The organism is Prevotella nigrescens, from assembly GCF_031191185.1.
Lineage (GTDB): Bacteria > Bacteroidota > Bacteroidia > Bacteroidales > Bacteroidaceae > Prevotella > Prevotella nigrescens.
Genome location: NZ_CP133465.1, coordinates 357,026 through 383,168, shown reverse-complemented (window position 1 = coordinate 383,168; position 26,143 = coordinate 357,026). Strand labels below are relative to the sequence as shown.

Sequence of the window (26,143 nt, the reverse complement as noted above, 5' to 3'; positions counted from 1 at the left end):
CTTTACGAAGGCATTTTTTTTATGCTCAAGAAATCGCTTTATCCAATATAAATAAGTACTTTTGCAGAAAAATAAAAGGCTTAAATCAATGGAGTTCTCAATTACAAAGAAAGTGCTTTATCGCGAAATTGTCGATTACGTTATGATTACCCTCGGGTGCATCTCGTATGGCATTGGTTGGACCATCTTTCTACTTCCAAACAACATTAGTACAGGTGGAGTTGCAGGTTTGTCGTCTACAGTTTTTTGGGCTTTGAACATTCCCGTCTCTTACACTTATTTCGTTTTAAATGCCCTTTTATTAACTGTAGCATTAAAGACACTTGGCTGGCGCTTTTGCGTTAAAACAATCTATGGAGTGTTGGTTATGACATTTGCAACTGGATTCTTGCGAGGATATTTTCCACACCCTACAATTATGCACGAACAACCATTTGTTGCCATGCTTATAGGCTCGTTGTTCTGTGGTATGGGCTTAGGTTTTTGTCTTTCTTATAATGGAAGTTCAGGTGGTTCCGATATTGTTGCAGCAATTGTAAATAAATACCACGACATTTCGCTTGGCCGCGTACTAATTCTGGTAGATACTTCTATCGTAACATTAAGTTATTTTGTGCTGAAAGATTGGGAGCGTGTCATTTATGGTTATCTATCTTTGTTTATCGTATCTTTTGTGTTAGACCAGGTAGTTAATTCTGGCAGGCGTTCGGTTCAGTTTCTCATTATTTCGGAGCGATATAAAGAAATATGCAAAGAAGTTGTAGAAACTCCACCTCATCGTGGCTGTACTATTATAGATGCCCAAGGATATTACACGGGACAAACAACAAAAGTTGTATTGGTTGTTACACGTCAACGCGAAGCAAGAACGCTTTATCATCTTATAAACGACATAGACCCTCACGCTTTTGTTACACAAAGTCAGGTAATGGGTGTGTTTGGGCAAGGTTTCGACAAGTTTAAAATTAAGAACAAAAACAACAAGAAAAATTCTGAAACTGTTTCTTTAGAAACAAAATAGCCCCTCAAATATTATTCCAGTGTGTTTGGAAAATCTTTCTTAGGGCTTATCGCAGAATAGCGTTGGTGTTACTTGGATTGCAAGATAATACCAACGCTATTCTGTAATGAGACACAAAAAGTCATATCTTAAATCCTTGGATAGGAGCAAAATATGACTCTTGATTTTATTTGTTTACAATAATAATAATTATGAAAACGACAGAGATTTCTGCTTGTCGTTGTGTATTTAAGGTATCAGCTTCTTAACGGTTTTGCCATTGGATAGCTTAATGATATTGATACCCTTGCAAGGTTTTGAAATCTTCTGGCCTTGTACATTGTAACGCTCTACTTCTGTTACTGTGTTTTCTTTAACCGAAGTTACTGCAGTTGGGTCTTTTCCGAACCTAACCTTTATAGAAGGTCCATCTTCTGAATATTCGTATGCAGCTGCTCCCAACTTACATAAACCTGCAGTAAAAACTGCTGTCCAGCATTTTGGAGTTGTAGTTTCAGCTGGAATGAACCATTCAGTTTCTATGCTTTCAGACTTTCCGGCTGCTATTGATATTGAACCTGATGTATGGATTGAAGGAGTATCGTAGAAATCACAATTACCTATACAACATTGAATTTTTCCTTCAGGCATAGATTTTAAATCAAGTTTCATAGCAACCTCTTTTTTCAGACCTGACACATTTTTAATAAACAGGTTTGGTTTCATATATATGGTGCCAAAATCTTCATCTTTTATTATTTCTGTAACTTCAAATACAGAACCATCTGGTATAACATTACCTTTATCGTCTACAAACTGGAGTGCCGATTTTGCACTTTGAGCCATTGCTCCCATACTTATTGAGAACAATACGGCTGCTACGAGTAATATTCTTTTCATTGTTTTCTCCTTTTAAATTAAAGATATATATTAACTATTTATATGCTGTTTAATTACTTGTTGAACGCCAGAATCGTTGTAAACAAAGGCTACAATAGAAACATTCTTTTCGTTCCATTTTGAATCTAACTGAATAGAGAAGTTGTTCTTTGCCTCTACATTTTCTTGTAAAGCGATGTCAGTTCCCCATGTGCCATTTACAGCTGCACGGAACACATGATTGTGAACATAGTTTTTATCCTTGCGATTACCTTTTAAAAGCTGTACTGCAACAATGCCATCTTCAACAATCCACACTTGCAACTTTCCATTTAGCTTTTCTGAACTTAACGCATTTACATCTATAGACAACTGACGATTGGCTGCATTATAGTTATTCGCCATAGAGAGTTTAACATTAGTTGTCTTCTGAAGTTCACTATTTATAACACCTGCCCACGCAGAGACACCCAAAGCACTGGTATTTCTGTTTATAACAGCACACGGAAGACTAGCGCCATTCCAATGTTTAAAATATTCTTCGCCAACACTTGTCTTTAACGGAGATACTGCCAACGCAGAAGCATGTATACAAACCGTTATAACATTGTTCTCGCCATATTCTTTTTGAATCTTTGCTAATTCTTCGTGAGCTTCAGGACAATTTATGCACCTCTGTCCTGTAAACTCTTCTACCAATACGGCACGCTTTGCTTCAGAAGATTCTACCTTTATATATCTGTCGCCCTCGTCTACATTTGCACACGAAGAGAGAAGTATCGCCACAGATGCTATTAGTAATGGAATTATTCTTTTCATTTTATGTTCTGTTTAGAAATTATAGTTGTATGAAACTGTTACACCTCTGCTTGCGGGAATATAGCGACATACGCCACCAGAGCAGTTAAAACCTGCACGTGTACGGCCATAACCTACTTGCAATCTGTGTGCACCGGCATTGAAAGTTACTAATCCTTGATAGTAATGTAACTTGGTTTCGCCAGAATTATACATATCGCTTACAGTAAACATCCAATGAGGAACAATTGCCAATTCCAGCAAGCCGAACCACCAGTTGCCTTGGTCGCCCTTTGTAGAAAGGTATTGTACTTCGCCACGAAGGTTCATCTTTGGAGAGAATGTATATTTACCATCGGCAACAAATATGTCGGAATGTATCATTCCGCCCTCGCCCTCTACCACTGTCTTATTGTAGAATTGGTTCATATACATTAAATTCAGCTTGAATGTCTTGGAGATTTTGCGTTCAACCTGTATGTTCAAATCTTGATAATAGGTCTGGTCGCCCCATTTAAAGAAAGCAGAACCATAACCTTTAGAACCTTTTACATTTACATTATCGATAGAACCTGTAAGATTTATGTGCTTGTCAATGGCATGGACGTGAGAGAAATTCACTTTTACATTCATGCCATAAGGCCCTCCGATAAAAGTCTTACGCTTAAACTTATAACCCAACTGTGCCTGATATGCCCATTCGCCGTCCGGACGAGTTGCATAAGGATAGAAAGCAGCAAGTGCATAAGTCTGGTCTTGTGTAAATGCCGGCAGATGGTTTATATACGAAGAAACTCCGATGCTGTTTCTGTCGCTTTTAAATGCCATGTCGTTAGAACGCTTTGCTTGTAAAAGAACACTCATTCCACGTTGAGAATAAGAAGCCGAAAGCATAGCTACATTTCCATTACGATATATGTAACCATTTGTAAACGAAGGGTCTTGTGTTTTCTGTGCATATTCGGCAAGAATATTAAAGCCGCCTTTCTGCAATTGGACACGAGCGTCCCAGGCATTTACATTTTGCGGAAGGTTTAATTTGTGCGTGCGGTCTACCATTATATTATCGTTGTCGTTGTCTTCATATTTATTTACGAACGAACCACCCAACATAATTCGGGTATCGCTCTTTTGCAATCCCGCAAACCATTCGCCAAGATTAAGTTCTAAATCGGCACCATTTATCCACGAATCATTATGTGCCCAGTATCTGCGCTGTTCGCCTGTTACAGCTTTCAGCACAATTCCTTTATAAGGTTTGTAAACTATGCGTGCACCTAACAAAGAATTGTCTATTCCTAAGCTACGTTCCTCGTACGTGCGGAGTATGAAGCCCGAACCAAATTGTTCGTAGTAGTTTCCTAATGTAATTTCGAGCTTTTCAAATTTACCTTTTAAATAAAAATATGGCACACCATAGCCTTTATAGTCTGGTTCGAAACCTGGTAATGGATGTTTCAGAAACTCAAATCTTGCTCCGGCGTCTACATTCTTACTAATCAGGTTTAAATCGAGAAAAGTATTTGTCAGCACCTTGTCTTTATACTTGGGCGAACCTATCTTCAAGTCTTCCTGTGGTACAAGGATGTCGCTCTGTATGCTTCCGGTAACCGAAACTTTATTATCGTTGTTGTCGTCTTGTCCTTGAGCATTGACATTTACCGCCCCAAGAGCAAGCAGACATAGTAAGCAAATATATTTTTTCATGTTATCTGCCTATTTTACAAGTTCGCGAACTTTCTCTATCAACTCGTTTTCTGCACCTTCTGTATAGCCGTTGTGTTTATACACAATATTTCCCTTACCATCGCAAATAAGAACATAAGGAATCATTTGTACACCTAAGGCACGTTTAAACTCGCTATTTGGGTCGAGCAATACGTCGTATTCCCAGCCATTCTCGTCTACAAGTGGTTTCACTTTGTTTGCATTCTGTGCCTGGTCTATAGAAATGGCAAAAATTTTCACTCCAGTTTCTTCTCGCCATTCATTATACACTTCGCTAATGGCTTTTAACTCTCGGTTGCAAGGCTTGCACCAAGTTGCAAAGAAGTCAATGATGAATGGCTTTCCATTATTCGACAAGGTATCTGTACGTACAGCCTTGCCATTAATGTCCTTAAGTGTTACCGATGGTAATTGCGCGCTTACAGTGCCAATAGCACAAGTAAGTAATACTAATAGGGATAGAACCGTTTTTTTCATAATTCAAATTGTTTCTTGTTAAATTGCTTATAGTTAGACGAAATTAAGAATGTATATTCCTTTTACAGTAGGCAAAGATAAGGCAAATAAAAATATTATGCAAGAAAAAAAATAAAAAACAACGAACAAATATAACAATTAACGGAAATAAGTATAAAAAAGGACAGCAAACAAGTACACTTTCTATCCCTGATTTAGCACAGTTTTTTAATGCAGGATTAAGAACTTCTATTTTAGCAACTGTATCTCGCCAAGTTTATTATTAAAATCTTCCAAATTTGTTATTATAATTTTTCACTTTGTCATTATAGATTTTTATTTTCTTATTATATTTTTTTGAGTTGATATAATTAATTGGTTAGCAGGTTCTTGGACAGCACATTTTTACTATTTCATTTCACTCCAAAGTCCAGAAGAACTGTTCACGGTGTGCTGCATCTTTGCTGCATCAACGACAAAAGTTTCCTTTCGGACGCAAAATAATGGAAGAAAATGAAAATAAAGCCTTGGCACTACGCTAAGGCTTTACTTTTTATACCAATTTAGTGATTAAGAGCAATGTGTTTTTATCGCTTTAGTAGCTTTTTGCCTTTTAGAATAAAAATACCCGAACCGGAAAAATTGGAGATATTATCTAAACGTATACCTTGTAAAGTATAGATTTGCTTGTGTGATATCTCGTTCTCAATTGTTTGCATCTCAATTCTGTCAGGGGTCTTTCTTGTGAAATATCCTGTTGTTGGATTCGCCATAGCTATATCAATTTTATTCGCATCGTAAACAACACTACCGTTTTCTCCTCCTTTCAACAGCTTACAATCTTGGAACATACAAATAGACATTTCACATGTCCAAATGTCATTGCAATAGATGGTAGTCAATGATTCGCAATTATGGAACATATCGCTCATATTAGTTACAAGCTGTGTATTGAAGTTTGATACGTCAACAGAAATCAAGGATTTACAGCCATAAAACATAAAGCTCATATTAGTTACGCTTTTGGTATCAAAGTGAGAGACATCAATAGTCTTCAGTAATTCACAACCATCGAACATGTAATCCATATAAGTTACATTTTGAGTTCTAAAACCCGATACATCAAGCGAGGTCAAAACTTTACAGCCAGAAAACATTCCACCCATATTAGTTACATTGTCTGTATTAAGGTTTTTTATTCCTTCAATAGTAGTAAGCTTTTCAAAGCCATCAAACCATAATCTCGTAGAGATCGGATAGCAGTTCTTCATCGAATTGTCAAATATTACAGTTGTAATTTTCTTTCTGTCATATTTTAAACACCATTCAGGATAACCAGTAATAGAATTTGGCAAGGTATATACAGTATTTTCATCGTATGAATCTTTATTGGAGTCATAATAGAAAGAAAAAGTTTTTGCATCGGTATCCATTACGGCATATGCTTCCATAACTTGTGCCCGTACTGTTATAGGCAAAAATAAGATTGCGAACAACATGGCAATAACTACAAACGTATTGTGAAATAATTGTTTCTTCATAATCCTAACTGATTGTATTTATAAATTTTATTGTATTCTCGATATCCTATGTTACGTCAGGCGTAACTTGCAGCTTTTTTGAAAGAGGGCTTTAGGTTTATATTTTCCCGCAAACCTTTACTGATTGTATACGTCTTGTAAACAAATAAAGGAATATCTAAAATGTCTACTATAAGAGAAATATTGATAATTAATTAATGCCATCAATCCCTTTTAAGGATTGACTAATCACTGTCGAACAGGTCTTATGCAGAAACCATAATATCGGTTGCTGACATTTGAGGCATTTGCTTTACTGTCATCAAAAAATAGATGGACGGCTAATTTACTTTCAAAGGAAACGACCTCCGATGTCCAATAATATCCATAAAATTCTGCCGCATAAGGCTCATTTCCATTCATACAACCTGCCGCCGGTAAGAATATGCGGTTACCATTGGGACCAGTAACCCAATAGCCACAATATCCGCTTTTTTCATCTTCGAACCATTTCCATGTGCATTTCTTTACTAATTCTTCCATTTCGGCTGTAGTTGGAATTCTCCATTCATTTCCTAATATAATAGTAGCGGCATCATCGCTTGCTTCTAAAATTGTCTTCTTGTCAGAAGTATTATATTTCGTTATCTTCTTGGAGATGGGTTCGTAATATTTATATCCGTTCCACTTATAGTTTTCCTTCGTCTTAACTTCTCCCCATGCATAATAGTCGCCATAAGCCTCCGGTGTTTCTGCTCCAAGGTTACAAGAAGCCCATTTTACACTCAATCCTAAGTCTATACAAATAAGATGTTGCATAGTATTTGGAAAAGTGACACTGTCTATTTGTTCAATAATTTCGGCTTTTCCTCCTTTCCATATCTTAACACTTATTTGCTGCTGTGCAAATACTACTGATGCTATGATTAAGAAAAGAAGAGATAAAATATATTTCTTCGTCATAATATATACTCTTATTTATGTACTGGTCTAACAGGTATACCATAATTACGTGCAATACGATCGTCTGCTTGATATTTATCAGATTGGAAAGAAAATCCCTGCGCATACATCTTAATATAAGCCTCGTCTCCTTCGCGTAACGTATTAGATAAGTAGTAACCGTACTTTCCACCATAATAAGAATTCTTACCAAACATTACGCCTGCTGCTGGAAGAAAGATAGAATTGCCATTCTTACCTGTTACTTTGTAACCGTTTATATTGTTGACGGTAGTCCATTCCCATGTACAATCATTCACTAATTCCTTTATTTCTTCAGGTGTAGGCATACGCCAGCCTTCATTCAGATTAACAATAGCTGCATCGTCTTCCGAATCAAGTGTTGTTTTGCCATCTTTTACATTGTATTTCTCTAAATTATTACGGTCTGTGCCGTGTTTGTAGGTGTTCCAGTCGTAACTTTCCTTAGTTTCGACGTCGCCCCACTGATAGAAATTGCCAAAATCTTCAGGATTTTTTGCACCAATATTGCAGGTGCCCCACTTTACGCTGAGTCCCAAATCTATGTAAGTTGCCTTTTCTTTTGACTTGACAAATGTAATACTATCTACAGCTTGAATTGTCTGTGATTTTGTTCCGTGCCATATAACTATGTCATGAGTATTTTGTGCACCTGCTCCTAAAGCGAGCATTGCAGTAAAGATAATAGATAAAACTTTCTTCATGTTGCTTATTTGTATTTATTTATATTGGTAATAATAGAATGTGTAAAACTTATCGGGTGAATTTAAAGGATATACCTGACTGGGTTCTTGCGATATAAATACCATTAGATGTTTTCAATGATAAATCAAGTGTTCCATTATCTTGAGTGGAAATTGCTGTTGTTACCAGTCGTCCAGTAGTGTCATAGACACTGACACGCTCTCCTTTTGTAAGACCAGATACGCTCAAACCATTGGTATTTATGCGAAAGACCACACTACTATTGATATTATCTTTGGCAGAAGATATACCATTGGGTTGAACTTCTCCCCAATATACTCGCTTTACTTCATTATAATCATAATTAACAACCGTTTTATTAGCACGAATCTCTAATGTTGATCCAATTAACATTGTAGGTTTATCAGAAAAGGCAAACCCCACAGTTGAACCATTCTTTAGTTGTAATAGTACTCCTTCCTCGCCCATGACTCCTATTGTCATTATCAAGGCTGTTGTAAGAATTAAAAACCTTAGCTTTTTCATATTGTGAATTTTATTAACATTGATTTCGCAAAATAATATATTTCTCTGCAAGAAAACAAAAAATGAATATAGACATCATATAGACAATGTATTGAATAAGTGTTAAAAAATAAGATGGAGTATATAGAATTCTGTATCTTTGTAGCAAAAAGGTATTACCATGAGATTTTCTCGAATACATCACATAGATATAGTAACAATTTTATTTCTGTTGGCAACCACATTTATAAATATAGGTTGTTCTTCTTTTGTGCATACAAAAGAAAGAGCGTATGCCGATAGTTTGCTAAATAATTCGTATATGGATATTATAAATTATTCTTTTGTTAAGGCATATAGAGATATTTCAAGGGCACAGACTTTCTATGAAAAAACTAATAATCAAGAAAAACAAGCAATATGTCAAATTCATCTTGCCTTATTATATGAAGGTATTGGTTTATGGGAAGAGGCTCACGAAAATCTGAAAAAAGCACGTAGTGCACTGAAGCAACTTTCTCCAATAGTGAAATATAGATACTATTATGCAAATGTAGTATACTTGTTAGAACACTGTAAGAATTATGCAGAAGCAGGCCGGGTAATGAAATATGCTATTGCAAATGACCATTGTATAAGTAATAAGGTTTTCCTTCTAACCGACTTAAGTAACTTGGCAGAAATATATATTAAACAAGGGAAGATAAAAGAAGCATCAAAAATTCTTAATAGTTTAGACAAGCAAGTTAATAATTTCTTTCACACCCAACTGTTATATTGTCGTTTGCTTATAGCAAAACAATACAGCCGTCCAGATTCCATTTATAATATTGCGCAGAAGTGCCTTGAACAGAGTGTACGTTTTAGGCAATTGAATATCCAAGTGGAGGCATTACAAGCAATGATTCATATAGATTCGATACGTCAGGATTACCGTTCTTTTATCAATCATTTTACACAATATTACAATATGCGCGATTCTTTGAATGGTGCAATGGCGACTTCTAAAATTAAACAAATACAAGAGAAGGCTAAAATAGAGAGTGAAAAACTTAAAGCATACGAAGAAATAAAAGGACAACGTGTACTATTACTACTTATAGTTGTAGTTGCTCTATTCGTAGTATGTGTAGCTGTTCTGATTTATTATCGTACCAAACAACGTAAACGGATTGTAGAACTTGAAGCAAAAGAACTATCCGATAAGCTTCGATATACTGAATTGGAAAGAGAACTATCAAAACTTAAAATGCAGATTGAAAAAGAGAAGTTAATTAAATCACAGCAAGAAAATATATCAATGTCGTTACAATTAGCAATGCTAAGCGACCAGAAGGAGAAGAAAAGAATGCAGTTCTTTAACGAGCAGTTTCAATTTATGGATAATGATTTTTGCCAACGCTTAGAAAAGCAATATCCAACTATTACCAAAGCCGAAAAAAGATTATTATACCTCATAAAGATTGGACTTGACGGACATAAAATTATGTCTATACTTAATATATCTGGTTCAGGTTTTTACAAACTCCGTTATAGACTAAGAAAGCGATTAGGACTCAACAATGAAGATTTAGAGAAATACATTCAGCATTTAAAGTGATAATTTTTTATAGTTATAAGTGAACAATTCTTTTTATAATAAAAGACGCGAGAGTTTTTAATTAGAATTTTTGAAATTCTAATTAAAAAATAAAATTTTAAAATGAAAAAATAGAGAGTTTATTGTAAAGCTATATTTGTGCCTTGTTTTATATTTTCAAAATTGTGTTTTAAAGCTGTATAATATGTGTGTTTTGTTATAGTAATACGGATAATCTTATTTTATGTTAGAAAATATTGTTGGAATTAGACGAATGTATAAAAAACATTATTATCTTTGTAGCGTGTCCTTCTTTTTAGTTATGAACTCTTACTGGGGTGGGACTGTAGAGAGAAAAAGCATAAAACAAGAGTTCTAATTTATTTCCTAAACGATGTATTATGAAAATTAAATTTCTATTGTTTGCAGTCTTAATTTCTTTTCCGGCAGTATTGTCTGCACAGACAATAAAAGGCGATGTGTTGGTAAGTGGTAATGGTGCTCCTGTTGATTACAAAATTCCAGAAGGAATACGCGAGATTGCTCCCAATGCTTTTGCTACTTCGTCTGTTAGAAGCGTAGAATTTCCTGCTTCGCTCGAAGTTATTGGGCAATGTGCATTCTTTTATGCCAACAGTTTAAAGACGGTTACATTTGCACCAAATAGTAAATTGAAGGTTATTGGCGAACAAGCTTTCAGCGATTGTGCAAGTCTTGAAACAATAGAACTTCCAAATTCGGTGGATTCTATTGGAGCAAATGCATTTGTGCTATGCGAAAATCTGAAGAAGATAGCTATTCCTACAGGACTTAAGAAACTTTCGCGTAGTACGTTTATGTCGTGTTCTAACCTTATGAAGGTGAAGTTTCCCGAAACGTTGAAAGAGATAGACGAAACTTGTTTTGCCAACTGTGTGTCGCTTACTTCTATAACACTTACTGGAGTAGAAACTATTGGCGAACGTGCTTTCTATAACTGTAAGGTATTAACTAACGTAAAGTTAAACGAAGGCTTGAAAGAGATAAAAGCGAATGCTTTTCAGCGTTGCATTGCTTTAGAAACGCTCGAACTTCCTGCAACGGTAGAGAAAACTGGTGCAAAACTGTTTTTACAATGTCCAGAGTTTGGTGGTTTTACGGTTGTTGCTGCAAGTAAATATATGACGGCTGTTGGCGGAGTGCTTTATTCTAAGGATAAAACTACGCTTTATGAATGTCCACAAGTTATAGCAACCGATAATTTTGTTGTTCCAGCTGAAACAAAAGTTATTCGTTCTATGGCGTTTTTTGAGTGTCAGGATATAAAGGCAATTACACTTCCTGCTAATATTGAGAAAATTGGCACGGGTGCATTGGCAAATAATGGTATGGCGAAGTTTAATTTTGCTACGAACAACAGTTTTATCTTCGCAGACGATGCGCTTTATTATCGAAGTCCAAGTGGCAAAGGTCTCTATTTGATGGCTGTTCCTTGCAAAGGTAATAGAACTGAATTCGTTCTTCAGTCAAAAACTTCTTATATTGCCGATTATGCATTTGCTTACAACAATAATGTGCAGAAAGTTTATATTCCCGATTTGGTAATTGGCATTGCAAATCGTGCTTTTTATGCTTGCCATGGCTTAAAAGATATTTATAGCTATCGAGAAACAGCTCCCGAACTTGGAGAAGAAGTTTTTGGCGATGTTGAATTTAATAAAGTATATTTACACGTTAGGAAAGGTTCGGAAAAATCGTATGCAGACAATGGTTGGTTGTTCTTGTGGGGCGACAATATTGAAGGCGATTATCCAAACATTGCAGATGGAATAGGCAATGTCGCAACAGAGAATATGAAATGCTCTGTAGTTAGATTGAATGCAAACGAAGCTTGTTTAACAGCCAATGTAAATATCAGTTCTGTGGAATTGTACAATGCAGCAGGCTCTTTGGTTAGCGAAGTTAGACAGTTTAACAGTAACAAAGTGTTGATTACTTTGCCTTATCATGGCTTTTATATTGCAAAACTGAAGTTTAATGATGGCAGTGTAAAGGTTGTGAAAATCTAATAAAAAAACTCCGATAAAATTTGTACATTTGTTTATTTCATTGAAGTTTTGACAAAAATAACAAAAGGGCTGAAACTCAAGAGAGAATTTTAGCCCTTTACTTATATATAACAAAAATGTTTACCAAAAAGCAATAATTGGTATACTAAAGTGGTTGTAACGTATGCCCTAAGGCAGAAAATACTAAAAAACTATTCTTTATACTCAATAATTGGCATTTTGGTAATGATAACCTATTTCAGAAACACAAAACCAAAAGTAAAGTTTCGTTTATTTTCAATAATATTAATCAAATCAACACCATAAATGTTATAAACATCAAATTATTATCATATCTTTATCACATTAATAAATCTAGATATAGATTATCAACATTAAGAATAAATAAAATGATTACTTTTAAAAAAACAGAAAGAATGAAAAATGATAAATAAAGATTTCAAAGACAATGTTATCCTTATTAATGTTATTCCCCTTATAATAATTCCTATAGGCAAAGATTATAGTAAAATTATGTTTTTTATAGGTTTATCAATATTGCTAGTATGCACAATATTAGAAATTGGTATGCTGTATAAAATAGGAAAGGAAAATAAGAAGAACATAAAAAAAGAAAAAGAACTAATAGTTTTGAGCATATTAGATTCTCTTATGTTATTGCAATATCAACCATTTTTATAATGCCTGGCATATCGGGAGTAGTTAATTAGAATTATGTTTTTTATTGGTTTCTTGAAAATAGGCTTATATGACAAAAAACCAAATTAGAATATAAAAGCGAACAATCTGCTATGGTGCAAATTGCTCGCTTTTATATTTATTGTTGTGTTCAATTACTTCTTATCAGCATCTATTACTTCGAGTGCTTTTTTCACAATGTCGCTTTGTTCGTTCCATATTTGGAAATACTCAGTCATATCCCATAAGTCGCGAGCTACAAGCGATTTTAGTTGATAGCGCATATAATTCAATGTCTTTTTAAGTTCATCGGAATCTTTTGGCTCAATTTTTTCTTTCTTTGCTTCGGCAATAATCAGGTTGGTAAGAGAAGTAGGGACTTCGTATTGTTTTTTGAACGATTCGAAAGTCTTATAATCCTTCTTTAGTTCTTTACGGTTATTGTCTACGTACTTTAAGAAAGTGTCCATAATAATATTTTTCGCCATAAGTTTACGATGGAAAGCAGTAAACTTAGTTGTATCTAACGGTACAAAATAATCGGGCATAACACCTCCACCACCATAAACAAGACGGTGTTTTCGTACAGTATAATACTTTAAAGAGTCAGTGAAATGAATGCTGTCTGGATTAGTAAGTTCTCCGTGTTTAAGTCGGTTTTCCAAATCCATATCGTAATCACCTTTGTCTCCTTTCTTATAAGGCTTTTGAATGCAACGTCCACTTGGTATATAATAATGTGCAACGGTTAGCCTTATCATACTTCCATCGGGTAGTTCAAATGGTCTTTGTACCAATCCTTTCCCAAAAGTGCGACGCCCTATGAGTGTTCCTCGGTCGTTATCCATAATTGCACCTGAAACTATTTCAGCAGCCGATGCACTTAGTTCGTTGACCAGTACATAAACTGGTATATCTTTTAGTCGTCCGTTGCCTCGCGCTTTGTAGTTTTGCCTTGATACGCGACGGCCTTCTGTGTAGACTATCATATCATTGTCTTGCAGAAATTCGTTTGCAATACGGACAGCCGCTTCGAGAAATCCACCGCCATTATCTTGCAAATCGAGAATAAGGCGTTTCATTCCTTGTTGTTTCAGTTTTTCAACAGCCTCCATAAATTCTTCGTGCGTCTTCATTCCAAAGCTTTCTAAACGTATGAAACCTATTCCTGGACGAATCATATAAGCTGCATTAACTGTGTGAACGGGTATTTTAGCTCGTGTAACCATAAAGTTGAGCATGCCTTTTACACCACGACGCACGATGCTCAACTTAACTTTTGTGCCTTTTTTCCCGCGCAAACGCTTCATAATGTCGGTACGGTTCATCTTGACGCCTGCTATTAACGTGTCGTCTACCATCACGATGCGGTCGCCTGCAATAATGCCAACCTTCTCTGAAGGACCATTCACCACGGGTTGAATTACCACTAAAGTGTCTTCAATCATATTGAATTGCACACCAATTCCTTCAAAATCGCCTTGCAAAGGTTCGTTCATGGCCTTTGTTTCCTTTGCATCGGTATAAGTGGAGTGGGGGTCGAGCCCTTTCAGCATACCACGAATGGCGTCTTCCACCACTTTTTGCTCGTCTACCTCATCTACATAGAAGTTGGAGATAGCTATCTCTGCCATCTGCATTTTGCGCATGGGCGAGTCGCTGCCGAGGTTCAGATTGATTTGTGCAGCAGCAAAAGTGCTGAACAGCAAAAGCGTTATTGATAAAAGAAAACTTCTTTTCATAATCTTCAGTTCTTATTTCAAGTAGGGTTGTAAGCTCACTTTGGATTTATATTGTACGATTAAGTGTATTTCATTCTACAGGAATTTCGTCCACAAGGTCTTCTTCTATCACTAAGTTGTCGATGATAAAGTTTTGTCGTTCCATTGTATTTTTTCCCATATAATACTCCAATAAGTTCTTCACTTGGTCGTTTTTGTGCAGTGTAACCTGCTCCAAGCGCATATCAGGACCAATAAAATGAGCAAATTCATCGGGAGAAATTTCTCCTAAACCTTTGAATCGTGTAATTTCAGGGTCAGGTCCGAGAGCCTCAATCGCATTTATTCTTTCCTCTTCGGTGTAACAATAAATCGTGATGAGGTCGTTTTTCTTCTCACCTTTCAGTCGTTTTGCGTCCTGTTCCTCTATTATTTGCTTGTTCTTAATCTTAGTTCGCTTATTGCGTACACGAAATAATGGTGTCTGCAAAACGTAGACGTGTCCTTTTTTTATTAGCTCTGGGAAGAATTGAAGGAAGAATGTTATAATGAGTAGACGTATATGCATACCATCAACATCAGCATCGGTGGCTACAATTACCTTATTATAACGTAGCGAATCTAAGCTTTCTTCTATGTCGAGTGCTGCCTGCAGAAGATTGAATTCTTCGTTTTCGTACACCACTTTTTTTGTCAGACCATAGCAGTTAAGTGGTTTTCCACGCAACGAAAATACAGCTTGCGTGTTTACATCTCGGCTTTTTGTAATGCTTCCGCTGGCAGAATCACCTTCAGTTATGAAGATAGAACTTTCTTCTTTTTGTTCGTTCTTAGCATCGCTGAAGTGAATACGACAATCACGAAGTTTTCTATTGTGCAGATTTGCTTTCTTTGCGCGTTCGCGAGCCAACTTTGTTACGCCTGCCATAGCCTTGCGTTCACGTTCGGTTTCTTTTATCTTGTTTTCCAGAATGTCGGTAAAGTCTTCTTTATGAATGTGCATAAAGTTATCGACATTGGTCTTTACGAAGTCGCCAACAAATTTATTGATTGTCTCACCATTAGGCGACATTACCGTAGAACCAAGCTTTATCTTGGTCTGCGACTCGAAAACAGGTTCCTCAACATTAATGGCGATGGCGGCAACCATACCATTTCTGATGTCGCCATATTCGTATTTCCCGAAGAATTCTTTGATAGTCTTGGCTATATGCTCCTTAAATGCACTCTGATGAGTACCTCCCTGCGTGGTGTGCTGTCCGTTTACGAACGAGTAATATTCCTCTCCGTATTGGTTAGTATGCGTAAAGGCAATCTCAATGTCATCGCCTTTCATGTGAACAATGGGGTAAAGCGGGTCTACGGTCATATTGTCGGAGAGCAAATCCTTCAATCCGTGGCGACTGAGAATGCGATGCCCATTATACATAATGGTAAGTCCTGTGTTCAGATAGGTGTAGTTTCGCAGCATAGTAACGACAATGTCGTCTTGGAAACTGTAGTTCTTAAAGAGCGTATTGTCGGGTTCAAAGTAGATGTAAGTTCCCTGTTCATCGTTCGATTTCGTCGTTTTATCGGTCTTCTTGATTCCTTTTTCGAACGTTAATGAGCGTACTTTACCCTCTCGGAAGCTCTTTACTTCAAACTTTGTGCTAAGCGCATTCACCGCCTTAATACCAACACCGTTCAGTCCGACGCTTTTTTTAAATGCTTTCGAGTCGTATTTGCCACCCGTATTCAACACAGATACCGCCTCAACGAGCTTTCCTTGCGGAATGCCACGCCCATAATCGCGTACGGAAACCCGAAGATTGTCTTCCACTTCTATTTCTATGCGTGTGCCTTCGTTCATCTTGAATTCGTCGATAGAATTGTCGATAACTTCTTTCAACAGCACGTAGATACCGTCTTCGGGAAGTTTTCCATCGCCCAATCGCCCGATATACATACCAGGACGGGTGCGTACGTGCTCCATATCCGAAAGATGTCGGATATTATCGTCGGTGTATGCTACTGATTTCTTGTTTTCTTCCGCCATATTCTCGTTTAAACGGTATTTCTGTTTCTTCTTTTATAAACTCTTTTTAAAGCAGCGACGGCGTTTGTGATTCACGGTATCGAACATGTCCCATTGACTTTGCACACCGCCATTGGTTTCCATTTCCACCTGACTCTCGCCCCATTTAAAGCCGTGTTTGATGTAACGCGGAATTAAATCGTAAAATAACAGTGCGTTTGCTCCTTTTGCACGGTATTCGGGAAGAAGCCCTAAGAGTAACAAATCTATACCTTCCGTTTTCGTAAACTTAATTACTTTCAGCAAGTGCCACCAGCCGAAAGGGAACAATCGTCCCTTTTTACACTTCTGCAAAGCACGACTAAGCGACGGCAAAGTAATACCTATACCTGCAATTTGGTTGTCTTTGTTTCCATCTTCAATAACGGTGATGAACTCCAAGTTGGCAAATGGGAAATATTGTGCTATGTATTGGTCGATTTGGCGGTCGGTTAATTCGGAGAAACCATACAAATCTTTATATGTGCTGTTGATGAGTTGGAATATCTTTCTCCCGTAACCACCTTCAAATATTTCTTTTTTAGTGAGTTTCTTAATGCGCAAATTGTATCTCTTCTGAATCATTTCAGAGAGCTTAACAAGCTTTTCGGGAATGGCATCGGGCACACTTATTTTGTATTCAAGATAATCTACGTCTTTTTCCCAGCCGCCCATTTGTTCCATGTGTCGCGGATAGTAGTCGTAGTTGTAGCTTGTTGCTATTGTCCCCAACTGATCGAAGCCCATTGTCAGCATACCTTCAGGATCCATATCGGTAAAGCCTAATGGACCAGCAATGGTTTCCATACCTCTCGTACGGCCAAAATCTGCCACGGCATTGAGCAATGCCGTAGACACTTCAATATCATCAATGAAGTCTATCCAACCAAAGCGAACGTCCTTTCGTTCCCACTTTTCATTGGCTTTATGGTTGATAATGGCTGCCACACGCCCAACAATCTTATTGTCTTTGTATGCTAAAAAATATTCAGCTTCGCAGAATTCGAAAGCTGCATTCTTATCTTTTGAAAGTGTATTCCATTCGTCGTCATAAAGGTTAGGCACATCATAGGGACTTCCTGCATATAGTTCGTAATGCAAATCTATGAAGTTTTTTAGGTCTGTCTTGTTCGTAACCTTCTTAATTTGAATTGATGACATGTTTTTATAATTCTTTCGTAACTTTATTTTTCGACTTACAAAAGTACGCATTTTAAGCAATATTGCCAAATTTACACCTCTTTTTTGCTGAATATTAGTACATGCTCTTTTTCGCCATAAGTTGTTGCGAAGATATAATTAGTGCCACCATCGTGTAGTTTTAACCGTTTTTTTAGGTCTTCTACTCCCATAGGAAAGTTCCTTACGGCTATGTTTGCTTGTGTTATATTTGTTAGAGCGCGGCGTATTTCTTTCTTGTTTAGCGTGCAAATATGTGTAATTCTGAACTTCCTTCCTGGAAATTTAGACAGTAAAACTGGGGACACGAATAGATGAGAATTATTGCTTATTGCTGCTACATGGTATGTTTCGCTTAACTGGGCAAAGCAGCCAGCTTTCATAATAGAAGCATTCGGTTCGTATAGGTACGATGTTTGTAATGTGTTTTTGTCGATTATTGGTTGTTGGGATGTGTATTTCTGACTGTAATTTATATTCTCATCGTAGTAGAATACATCGTTATCGTTTGCACAAAATATTTTTATAGTTTGCTCTTTACCGTCTTGCTCTTCCTTTTTATGGTTGCCCAGCACTACTAAAAGCTCTTTACACTCGTTTTTAACCGATACGATGTGTACTTCAATCACATGCTTTAGTTGCGCCACCACACTATGCCAGTCTAACATCGGTGATAGTTTTATAATGGTAAAACAGCTCTTTTTCACCATTTCATCGCACAATTCCAGTACGTTGGGTTCGCAATCTGCCATCGAAACAACTTTCTCGCCATTGCTGTTGCGACGTGCTGGGTCTAAAAAAAATATAGAAACACTGCTGAGATGGTGCAAGACATCTATGGAATCTTTATTTTCTGTAGTTATATTATTAAGCTTTAAACATTCAAAATTTTGCAGTGCTATGTCGTAGAGTTGCTTGTTTCGTTCTACATAAAGGGCATTATTAAAAAGCATTGACATATAAGAAAAGTCCACCCCCAGTCCTCCTGTAAGATCGATTAGCGTAGAATTATTCTCTGTTGGAAGCTTTCGCAGCAAACGCCTCACAATATCTTGTTTATACAAAGCGGTTGGTTCGCTTGAACATTGTTCCATGTTTAAGTGCGGTGGATAGACTATTCCTTCCGTATTTGCCCATGTAGGTAGTTTTATTCGTGCTAATTGTCGCCCTCTAATCTGGTCGAGTGCGTAGGGCAAGTCCACCTTTGGAAAACGCTTTCCCATAAGTGCGAGTGCCCTAACATCATCGTTAGCATACTGTCGGATAAATTCTGATGTTTCCAAATGCTATATATAATAAGGTGAGAATTATTTAATAACTTCTAAATGCACCTTTGCCCATTTGCGTGTACAAAGATTAAAGTGCCACCACTCTGTTCGTAGTGGCTGAAAACCTGCTGCTTTCATAACACGGCGCAACAATCTACGGTTCTCAAGGCTCTCCTTGTTGAGTACACCTCGTATTAATAGCTGTTGTTCGTTGTCTATATGGCTTTCATTTCCCAAATGGTCAACCTTAACTCCCATCGGAATAGTATCTATCTTACATGGTATTGCACCATCGCGCCATAGCTTTTCGCTCCACGAAGCTTTGCAAATACTTATGTCTACTGCCATTCCATAGTTGTGCATGCCTCCTCCGTTGGCAGGATTAGAGACATAAAATCTATGGTTGGTATTCTTTACAGTGTTCCACATAGTTTGTTGTACGCTCATTGGGCGTGTTGCATCGAAAATGATGAGGCTTAAATCTGGGCGAATTCGTTTCAGTTCAGCTTGTGCTTTCTTCAAAGCTGCGGCGCATTGGGGTAGCATATAGGCTGTACGTAAGCTTTTATAAAGTTGTTTGTGGCAAAAATTGTCGGTCCGGGCATACATCAAAGCCACCTTTATTGTAGGGTCTATACTTTTTATATCTACGAATCCTTGCTGCTCCATGCGCTGTGCAGATGAAGTTTTTTGCCTTTGTTTGTTAGTTGTTTGCCATTGTCTTTGAACATCGTTATTATGCAAATTTTCTATTATGAAACTTGTAAAAGCAAGCCAAAGCACTATAAACACCCATTTATTTCTCATTGTTGTACGTATTTTCTTCACACAAAGTTACTACATTATCTTGTTAATGACAAACCTATCGCGTTGAAAATAATATGCTATGACATATTTACTTTCTCCAGTTAGATGGTACAATCTTTAAAAAGTGTGTAAGCCCATATTTTTTTATCTTTGTATAAAATAGAAAAATGGGATTTACACACTTTATGTGCACTCCTATAGTAGACAGCAGACGTCTTACTTGAGCAATAGCTGCCGTGAAGACGTTGGGCAATGGTTCAATGGCTCGCTTTCTTTTTATTATTCAGCAGTTTGTATCGATGCCACTTTCATTGCACTCGCAGGGACAAACAAGTCTCTGAAGAGGCTTGTTGTAACGTGCGTTCAGCGAATTCCAATAGTCTGTAAATAGGGCAATGTCTGTATCCCACGAGTGATATGCAAACGTACCTCACGAGTAGGGCGCAAGTATATGCCCCTCGTGGGGTATGAACGTACTCCATCTATGGGGTGCGAAAGCGGTTTCAGGAAGAGGAAACAACCCATAAATTCGTCGGACTCACGTTACCATACCATTTTAGGGGGCACCATGCTATATTGAGGAGCTATAAATCCGACCGCAACATGGCTTACTTTACATATATGGACTTTCCCGTGCAAGTGTAAAGGTGCATATATATGGCTAACTGGACTGAAAGGCTCAATAGAAAATATAAGAGAACGATAAAAATGAGAACATCAATGTCATCAGACAAGTCGGTACTTTTTCTATTAGCAAGTGTTGCCATGGAAGAAACAAAAACAACATATGCCAGGAAAATTTATCAATGGAAATTCTGGAAACACAAGAAAGAAAAATGAATAAAAACAAAACAAAGAAAAGAGAAATTACACACTTTTTAGGACACTACCAATTGACTTTCTCGAAACACCACTTATGTTATTTATATTGTGATATTACAGATTTAACTTCCTTCTCTAAGGAACTAAGGTCAATCATCAATTCTTCTTCAGTAAATTTATCTCCATTTCCAAATGACTTTATAAAAATAAGTTCACTGAAATAGGGTGTTAGTTTTAAAAAGTCAACTTCTTTATTGTTTACTAAAGAAGACTTTTCGTCTGTATGCAATAAAAGTCCATTGCTTCTTCTGGCAAAAGCCTTTTTCTTAATTTTATTTTTCAACTCATCGTTGCCATAATCTAAGGTTGCCAAAACTTTATTCTTTAATTCTATATTATTAAAGTTATCAAGATACAGCTGTAGCATAATGGCTCCTTCTATCCAAGTCCATTTATTATAATCACCATCAAAACTGCAATTTACTAAATCAGATAGAATTTCTTTCGTGTGTGTTATATCACCATCAAAGTAAAAACAATAAGCTGCAAACATCAGATATTTCAACTTTTGTTCTGCATTTATATTTGCATCTCCAAGTTCCTCAAAAAGAGACTTAAAAGGCATCTTATTAGCTAAATTAGAAGCGATGACATTAAAGATTGTTTTCATATTCATGAATTTGTTATAATTGTATTCTACAATATTTGTTTCAAGTAGTTATTTTGAACGTTCCGTTCTTTTCGGCAATCATATTTCCAAATAAGTTGAAGGGCGAATAATCATACTCTCTAAAAGACCGTATCTGCAAGCCGTTACAGAGTAAGCCATTAAAACTTCAACCAGTCCGTAGTTCCATGTAACGGTCTTTTGCGGCGTAATGGACATTTGGTAGGCTGAAAACCTCACGTGTTTTAGTAATGGACATTTGGTAGGCTGTTCATTCCAGCCTACTTTTTGTATTTATGAATCCATCTATAAACTTCTTCTTGTTAGCTTTATTCAATCCATTATGATTATGTAGTGCCCTTTTAAGCTGTGAGTTAAATCCTTCCAATAGATTTGTTGTATTAGGAATTTGTAATTCTGTATAATCCTCATACGTATAGAGCCATTTAAGATGAGTCTTAACAGAACGTCTTGCAGTTCTCAGTCTTCTATGTGTATAGGTCGTCTTGCCAGAGATTAGAAGAGTTCGTTCGTCTAGAAACTCTTTCCATTGTTCACACCATTTCTCAAAAGCTGTTATAAACTCTTCTTTTCCCAAAGAGAACATACTTCTCATTAAAGTTAATAGTTCAACGCCTGCAGGTAAATGTGGATTGTTAGTAAGAAGCCTTCTAACTATTTGGAATTGGTGGAACTGACACATTTGTACGGGACAGAAACTTATAGCTTGTAAAAGTCCCATGTGTCCATCACATACCACTGCTTTTATTGTAGTTCCACGCTTCGCAATATACCGAAGTCCATCAAGATAATCCTTATTAGTTTCGTTCTTAACAAACTTGCGATAAAGTATTTTACCTGATGATGCGTCCTGGAAAAGCATCACGCCAAATGTCTTGGAAAAGTAAGTTGTATCTATTATTATTACTGCAGATTTGGGGTAAGTAGCAGTAAAACTATCCACCACTAAACTTAACCTACGTCGTATGGTTCGTTCTGAGCATTTATAAAGAATGGATAGGTCTGAAATTGTTCCATTTGCAGCAAGATAGTCATTCCAGAGAGACACATTATCCATACGTAAACCACCTTGGAATTGCCTACCACAATCCCTGCAAAGATACATCTGAACATTACGTCGATGACCATTCTTTTTAACATTTGAGCTGTTGCAGAATATACAGTTTTTTTATTCATAGGTTTTCAAATGCTGCAAAGGTAGTAAATAAAAGCGTTCTGTGAGGTTTCAGCCTACCAAATGTCCATTACGCCTCTTTTGCCGATTATTGGTTTCTGAATCTGTATAAGTAGCTTCTTCCAAAACGTAAGGTTCTTTGTGTGAATAAGCCTTTCTTTATAAAAGTTATTTATTTAGTATCTTTACACCGTTTCTTATGACAAGGCCTTTTTCATCTTCGGGAACAGGAATTCCCTGCAAGTTAAAAGTTCCTTTGAGTTTTGACATACGTGCCTTTATGTTTTCAATATTTGTGTTTTTATCATCATAAAAGCGATAAATAAGTGTTCGAGAATAACCATTATCCCAAACAAGTAATCTTATTTCGTTATTGGCAATATAAAGATAAAGGGGTATCAAATAACTAGGAGAAGAACATAATTCTTCCATTATACTGCAATTAGAGTTGCATAAATATAATTTTACATATCCTTCTTCTCCATCCTTTTTTGTTGTTGACATCACCTGAATAAGATGAAGACATTCGTTATTTTCAAGTAAGAAACGGTTTGTATATGTCGAAGATATTTTATAATCATTGGGAATTTTTGGAGTAAAAGTTTTATCAAAAACGCAATCTAAATTAGCATTGTAAACTTTTATTCTAAAATCTTTCTCTGTACGTGACGTACAGAAGAGTTCAGCTACCTCTATTGGTATACAATCGAAAAGTGTGAAAATGTTAGGGTTAACGACTTTGTATTCCGCATTCTTTACGATTATTCTGTTTCCGTTTAAATTGAATGAACCATCTAATACTTTTATTAAAGTAAAACCAACTTTAGCAAAGGTATAAGTAGGAAATAAAATCAAGAGAAGTGTAATAACTTTTTTCATCATTTAATATCTTTTGGGGTTGCATTTATATAAATATGTACGACTAACTCTGAAAGGTTGGCTTTTTCGATATTGAGATGGGATAATTCTTTTTGAATCGCTTCATCAAATTCTATCTTTCCTGCTCCCTTATCACTTACAGTTTTTATTTCTTTTCCGATAAACTGCCGTTTATTATATCCATTTTCAAAATAAATATATATAGCTTTAGCATTCAGACCGTTTTGGTTAAGAAAAGCCATCATAGAAATTCGGTTTGCAAATTGATAATATGAATCTAACCAGTTTTTATCAACTTCAATGCCATAGGGTTGCATATTTTCCCTCATAAAATTTAGAATTTCTTTTTTACTACTTCCTCCATGGTCATTAGTTGAATACAGTTCGCCCGGATAAGCCTTAGCTTCCACAAAATAAAAGCAATCATCTAATACGAAAACAGCATCCCAATGTTGCCAATTACTTATAAAGGAACCTGCCTTTTGAAGAGCACTTGTTATTTTATCATACAAACCTTTATCTATTTTCTTTTCAAGAAAAGATAAACCATATAGTTCACGATCACCGGTGATAACTTTGTAAATATCAGAATACTCGAAATCAAGCCAATCAAAATTCTTATCATTAATTGTCTGCTGCTTTTCTTGAAGCGCATCAATTATTGTCCTTTCAAGTTCGTGTCTATGTCTGCCCATAAACCGAAGTAATTGGAATTCGCTTCCATAACCGAGTCCCATTTGTGCCATAATAATTTATTTTGTATTTAAATATAGTTGTTTGCGAGATAATACGTTGTTGTAAATTTGTTATTGAGGAAACAAAAGTACAAAAATCCGTAATATGGCTTCAGCTATTACAGACTTTATTTTGATTTTTACTCTTTACCTCAATTCCGCAGCATAAAATCTTTTAAGAAATCCAAGTGCCTGAGAAACAAAGTCCTCAAAACACTTGGATATGTCAGAATTTTCACCTAATCTTAGTGCAACAAACATAACAAGTAAGCAAAAATCTGACATGACAAAGGTAGCAATTAAAAACGAGAATATCACTTCTTTCGGAGGAATGTATCACATTATGGATGTTTTTTCAAAGTTGGGCTTTGAAAAACTTACCGAATCCGTGTTGGGCAGACGCGGAAGCAGTGGCAAGGCATTCAGCCATGGAAGCATTTTCGGCTCTCTCTTCTTCAGTTACCTTTGTGGTGGAGAATGCCTTGAGGACATCAATGCGCTTATAGGGCAGTTCAAGCAGAGGCCTGACACGCTATTACCCGGTGCCGACACCGTGGGACGTGGACTGAAGGAGCTTGCCGAAGAGAACATTATCTACAAGAGCGAGACATCAGGCAAGTCTTATAGTTTCAATACTGCAGAGAAGCTGAACACCTTACTTTTACGGATGATACGTAGAATGGGGCTTATAAAGGCGGGCAGTCATGTTGACTTGGACTTTGACCACCAGTTTATTCCATCCCGCAAGTTCGATGCAAAGTATTCCTACAAGCAGGATCATGGTTATTTCCCAGGCTGGGCTTCCATCGGGGGCATCATAGTCGGAGGTGAGAACCGTGACGGGAACACCAATGTGAAATTCCATCAGGAGGACACGCTCCGTCGCATTATGGACCGTGTGACCTCCGAACTTGGTGTTGTGATAGAGCATTTCCGTGCCGACTGCGGGTCGTTCTCGAAGGAAATCATCCAGACCGTAGAGCCGCGCTGCAACACGTTCTATATACGTGCTGCCAACTGCGGCAGCCGGTGTGAGGACTTCCGCCAGCTGGAAGAATGGAAGAGCGTTGAGGTTGGTTATGAGAGGTGCGATGTCACCTCCGTCAGCATGGACGACCTCATCGAAGGAAAGTCATACAGGCTTGTCGTACAGCGTACTCCCTTGAAAGACAAGCACGGCAGGGAACAGACGGATATGTTCGGAGTGATATACACATACCGCTGTATCCTTACCAACAACCGGACATCTACCGAGAAGGACATCATTACATTCTACAATGAACGTGGAGCGAGCGAAAAGAACTTCGACATACAGAACAATGACTTCGGCTGGGCACATCTGCCATTTTCCTTTATGGCTGAGAACATGGTTTTCATGATGGTTACCGCCATGCTGAAAAACTTCTATCTCTATCTCGTCCGTCATATCAGCGAGAAGGTCAAGCCATTGAAAAAGACAAGCAGGCTGAAAGCCTTTATCCTGCATTTTGTCAGTGTACCAGCAAAATGGGTACGAACAGGAAGGCGGAACGTTCTGAACCTATATACAAATAAAGCATACTACTCTGAGGTATTCCTTGAATAAACAGCATGTCTTTGTGGTTCTCACATTCCCCATTGGTTTGGGTGGGGGATTTCATGTCTATGCAAGAACCAAAAATCCCAGAAAATCCCCATATCAATGGATAGAGCCCAAAAATGTCACTTCAATATATAAAAGTACCTCACAAGGAATAATGCTGCGGAATTAAGGCTTTATTTAATATTATTCATTGCTCTTAACTTATTTATGTGTTAATTTCTATTGCCTTTAAAGAGTAGTTAACGCACTATTCTCCGCAGTCTATTGAAATAGTGTTATAAAACATTTTAAAATTTTTCATAGAATTATCTTTATTCTGAGAACTATTAATTTTGACAAAGTTAGCAATTAATG

General features: G+C 36.8%; 22 protein-coding genes and 4 pseudogenes. 7 read left to right on the top strand and 19 right to left on the bottom strand.

Going from position 1 to position 26,143, the window contains the following annotated elements; translation table 11 throughout:
- Positions 1-88 precede the first annotated feature (88 nt).
- Entirely contained in the window at positions 89-1,021 is a 933-nt protein-coding gene (locus RDV52_RS03695) for a YitT family protein (RefSeq protein WP_004367008.1), read from the top strand.
- A 228-nt stretch (positions 1,022-1,249) separates the two neighbouring features.
- On the opposite strand, the gene RDV52_RS03690 is transcribed toward RDV52_RS03695, so the two are convergent.
- The 8 genes from RDV52_RS03690 to RDV52_RS03655 form a co-directional block, all read right to left on the bottom strand.
- Positions 1,250-1,900 carry a hypothetical protein gene (locus RDV52_RS03690; RefSeq protein ID WP_004367009.1) on the bottom strand — a complete coding sequence of 217 codons (651 nt, stop codon included), beginning with the start codon at positions 1,898-1,900 and terminating at the stop codon, positions 1,250-1,252.
- Between the two features lie 30 nt (positions 1,901-1,930).
- Positions 1,931-2,698 carry an Omp28 family outer membrane lipoprotein gene (locus tag RDV52_RS03685; RefSeq protein ID WP_004367010.1) on the bottom strand — a complete coding sequence of 256 codons (768 nt, stop codon included), beginning with the start codon at positions 2,696-2,698 and terminating at the stop codon, positions 1,931-1,933.
- 12 nt (positions 2,699-2,710) lie between these two features.
- The gene (locus RDV52_RS03680; protein WP_004364512.1) at positions 2,711-4,384 is read right to left on the bottom strand and encodes a DUF6029 family protein; all 1,674 of its coding nucleotides are present in this window, start codon (positions 4,382-4,384) and stop codon (positions 2,711-2,713) included.
- A gap of 9 nt (positions 4,385-4,393) precedes the next feature.
- Positions 4,394-4,882, bottom strand: a complete 489-nt coding sequence (locus RDV52_RS03675) for a TlpA family protein disulfide reductase (protein ID WP_004364515.1) — start codon at positions 4,880-4,882, stop codon at positions 4,394-4,396.
- A 566-nt stretch (positions 4,883-5,448) separates the two neighbouring features.
- Entirely contained in the window at positions 5,449-6,402 is a 954-nt protein-coding gene (locus RDV52_RS03670; protein WP_004367013.1) for a BspA family leucine-rich repeat surface protein, read from the bottom strand.
- Positions 6,403-6,630: 228 nt separating this feature from the next.
- Positions 6,631-7,344: an Lcl C-terminal domain-containing protein gene (locus RDV52_RS03665; RefSeq protein WP_004367014.1), complete on the bottom strand. Its 714-nt coding sequence runs from the start codon at positions 7,342-7,344 to the stop codon at positions 6,631-6,633.
- A gap of 11 nt (positions 7,345-7,355) precedes the next feature.
- Positions 7,356-8,069 carry a hypothetical protein gene (locus RDV52_RS03660; protein WP_004367015.1) on the bottom strand — a complete coding sequence of 238 codons (714 nt, stop codon included), beginning with the start codon at positions 8,067-8,069 and terminating at the stop codon, positions 7,356-7,358.
- Between the two features lie 49 nt (positions 8,070-8,118).
- On the bottom strand, positions 8,119-8,595 hold the full coding sequence (locus RDV52_RS03655; protein ID WP_004367016.1) for a T9SS type A sorting domain-containing protein: 477 nt from the start codon (positions 8,593-8,595) through the stop codon (positions 8,119-8,121).
- Between the two features lie 211 nt (positions 8,596-8,806).
- Here RDV52_RS03655 and RDV52_RS03650 point away from each other — a divergent pair, with 211 nt between their 5' ends.
- The 3 genes from RDV52_RS03650 (at position 8,807) to RDV52_RS03640 (ending at position 12,882) form a co-directional block, all read left to right on the top strand.
- Complete coding sequence (locus tag RDV52_RS03650; protein ID WP_223381177.1) at positions 8,807-10,174, top strand: helix-turn-helix transcriptional regulator; 1,368 nt, start codon at positions 8,807-8,809, stop codon at positions 10,172-10,174.
- 380 nt (positions 10,175-10,554) lie between these two features.
- Positions 10,555-12,201 (top strand): leucine-rich repeat domain-containing protein, encoded by a 1,647-nt coding sequence (locus RDV52_RS03645; protein WP_004367019.1) that lies wholly within the window; start codon positions 10,555-10,557, stop codon positions 12,199-12,201.
- Positions 12,202-12,624: 423 nt separating this feature from the next.
- On the top strand, positions 12,625-12,882 hold the full coding sequence (locus RDV52_RS03640; RefSeq protein WP_004367020.1) for a hypothetical protein: 258 nt from the start codon (positions 12,625-12,627) through the stop codon (positions 12,880-12,882).
- Between the two features lie 152 nt (positions 12,883-13,034).
- Here the strand turns inward: RDV52_RS03640 and RDV52_RS03635 are convergent, their stop codons facing one another.
- The 5 genes from RDV52_RS03635 to RDV52_RS03615 form a co-directional block, all read right to left on the bottom strand.
- Entirely contained in the window at positions 13,035-14,621 is a 1,587-nt protein-coding gene (locus RDV52_RS03635; protein ID WP_004367021.1) for a S41 family peptidase, read from the bottom strand.
- 70 nt (positions 14,622-14,691) lie between these two features.
- On the bottom strand, positions 14,692-16,638 hold the full coding sequence (locus RDV52_RS03630) for a DNA topoisomerase IV subunit B (protein ID WP_004364938.1): 1,947 nt from the start codon (positions 16,636-16,638) through the stop codon (positions 14,692-14,694).
- Between the two features lie 33 nt (positions 16,639-16,671).
- Complete coding sequence (locus RDV52_RS03625) at positions 16,672-17,817, bottom strand: hypothetical protein (RefSeq protein ID WP_040557076.1); 1,146 nt, start codon at positions 17,815-17,817, stop codon at positions 16,672-16,674.
- 71 nt (positions 17,818-17,888) lie between these two features.
- Entirely contained in the window at positions 17,889-19,118 is a 1,230-nt protein-coding gene (locus RDV52_RS03620; protein ID WP_004367023.1) for a THUMP-like domain-containing protein, read from the bottom strand.
- 24 nt (positions 19,119-19,142) lie between these two features.
- Positions 19,143-19,910 carry a M15 family metallopeptidase gene (locus RDV52_RS03615; RefSeq protein ID WP_004367025.1) on the bottom strand — a complete coding sequence of 256 codons (768 nt, stop codon included), beginning with the start codon at positions 19,908-19,910 and terminating at the stop codon, positions 19,143-19,145.
- A 184-nt stretch (positions 19,911-20,094) separates the two neighbouring features.
- Here RDV52_RS03615 and RDV52_RS03610 point away from each other — a divergent pair.
- A pseudogene (locus RDV52_RS03610) lies at positions 20,095-20,230 on the top strand (transposase); the annotation flags it as partial.
- 256 nt (positions 20,231-20,486) lie between these two features.
- A pseudogene (locus tag RDV52_RS11245) lies at positions 20,487-20,750 on the top strand (transposase); the annotation flags it as partial.
- Positions 20,751-20,829: 79 nt separating this feature from the next.
- Here RDV52_RS11245 and RDV52_RS03605 read toward each other — a convergent pair.
- The 6 genes and pseudogenes from RDV52_RS03605 to RDV52_RS03575 all read right to left on the bottom strand — a co-directional run bounded on the left by RDV52_RS03605 (position 20,830) and on the right by RDV52_RS03575 (position 24,219).
- Positions 20,830-21,402 (bottom strand): DUF6707 family protein, encoded by a 573-nt coding sequence (locus RDV52_RS03605; protein WP_040557078.1) that lies wholly within the window; start codon positions 21,400-21,402, stop codon positions 20,830-20,832.
- A gap of 40 nt (positions 21,403-21,442) precedes the next feature.
- Positions 21,443-21,603, bottom strand: a pseudogene (locus RDV52_RS03600) (class I SAM-dependent methyltransferase); the annotation flags it as partial.
- A 67-nt stretch (positions 21,604-21,670) separates the two neighbouring features.
- Entirely contained in the window at positions 21,671-22,525 is an 855-nt protein-coding gene (locus RDV52_RS03595) for an IS256 family transposase, variant Zn-binding type (protein ID WP_040557427.1), read from the bottom strand.
- Positions 22,526-22,531: 6 nt separating this feature from the next.
- A pseudogene (locus RDV52_RS11240) lies at positions 22,532-22,579 on the bottom strand (hypothetical protein); the annotation flags it as partial.
- 183 nt (positions 22,580-22,762) lie between these two features.
- Positions 22,763-23,476: a hypothetical protein gene (locus RDV52_RS03580; protein WP_004367033.1), complete on the bottom strand. Its 714-nt coding sequence runs from the start codon at positions 23,474-23,476 to the stop codon at positions 22,763-22,765.
- Complete coding sequence (locus RDV52_RS03575; RefSeq protein ID WP_004367034.1) at positions 23,473-24,219, bottom strand: hypothetical protein; 747 nt, start codon at positions 24,217-24,219, stop codon at positions 23,473-23,475. The genes RDV52_RS03580 and RDV52_RS03575 overlap by 4 nt, the downstream gene beginning before the upstream one ends.
- Positions 24,220-24,490: 271 nt before the next feature.
- Here RDV52_RS03575 and RDV52_RS03570 point away from each other — a divergent pair, with 271 nt between their 5' ends.
- The gene (locus RDV52_RS03570; protein WP_115098581.1) at positions 24,491-25,792 is read left to right on the top strand and encodes an IS1380 family transposase; all 1,302 of its coding nucleotides are present in this window, start codon (positions 24,491-24,493) and stop codon (positions 25,790-25,792) included.
- Positions 25,793-26,143 lie beyond the last annotated feature (351 nt).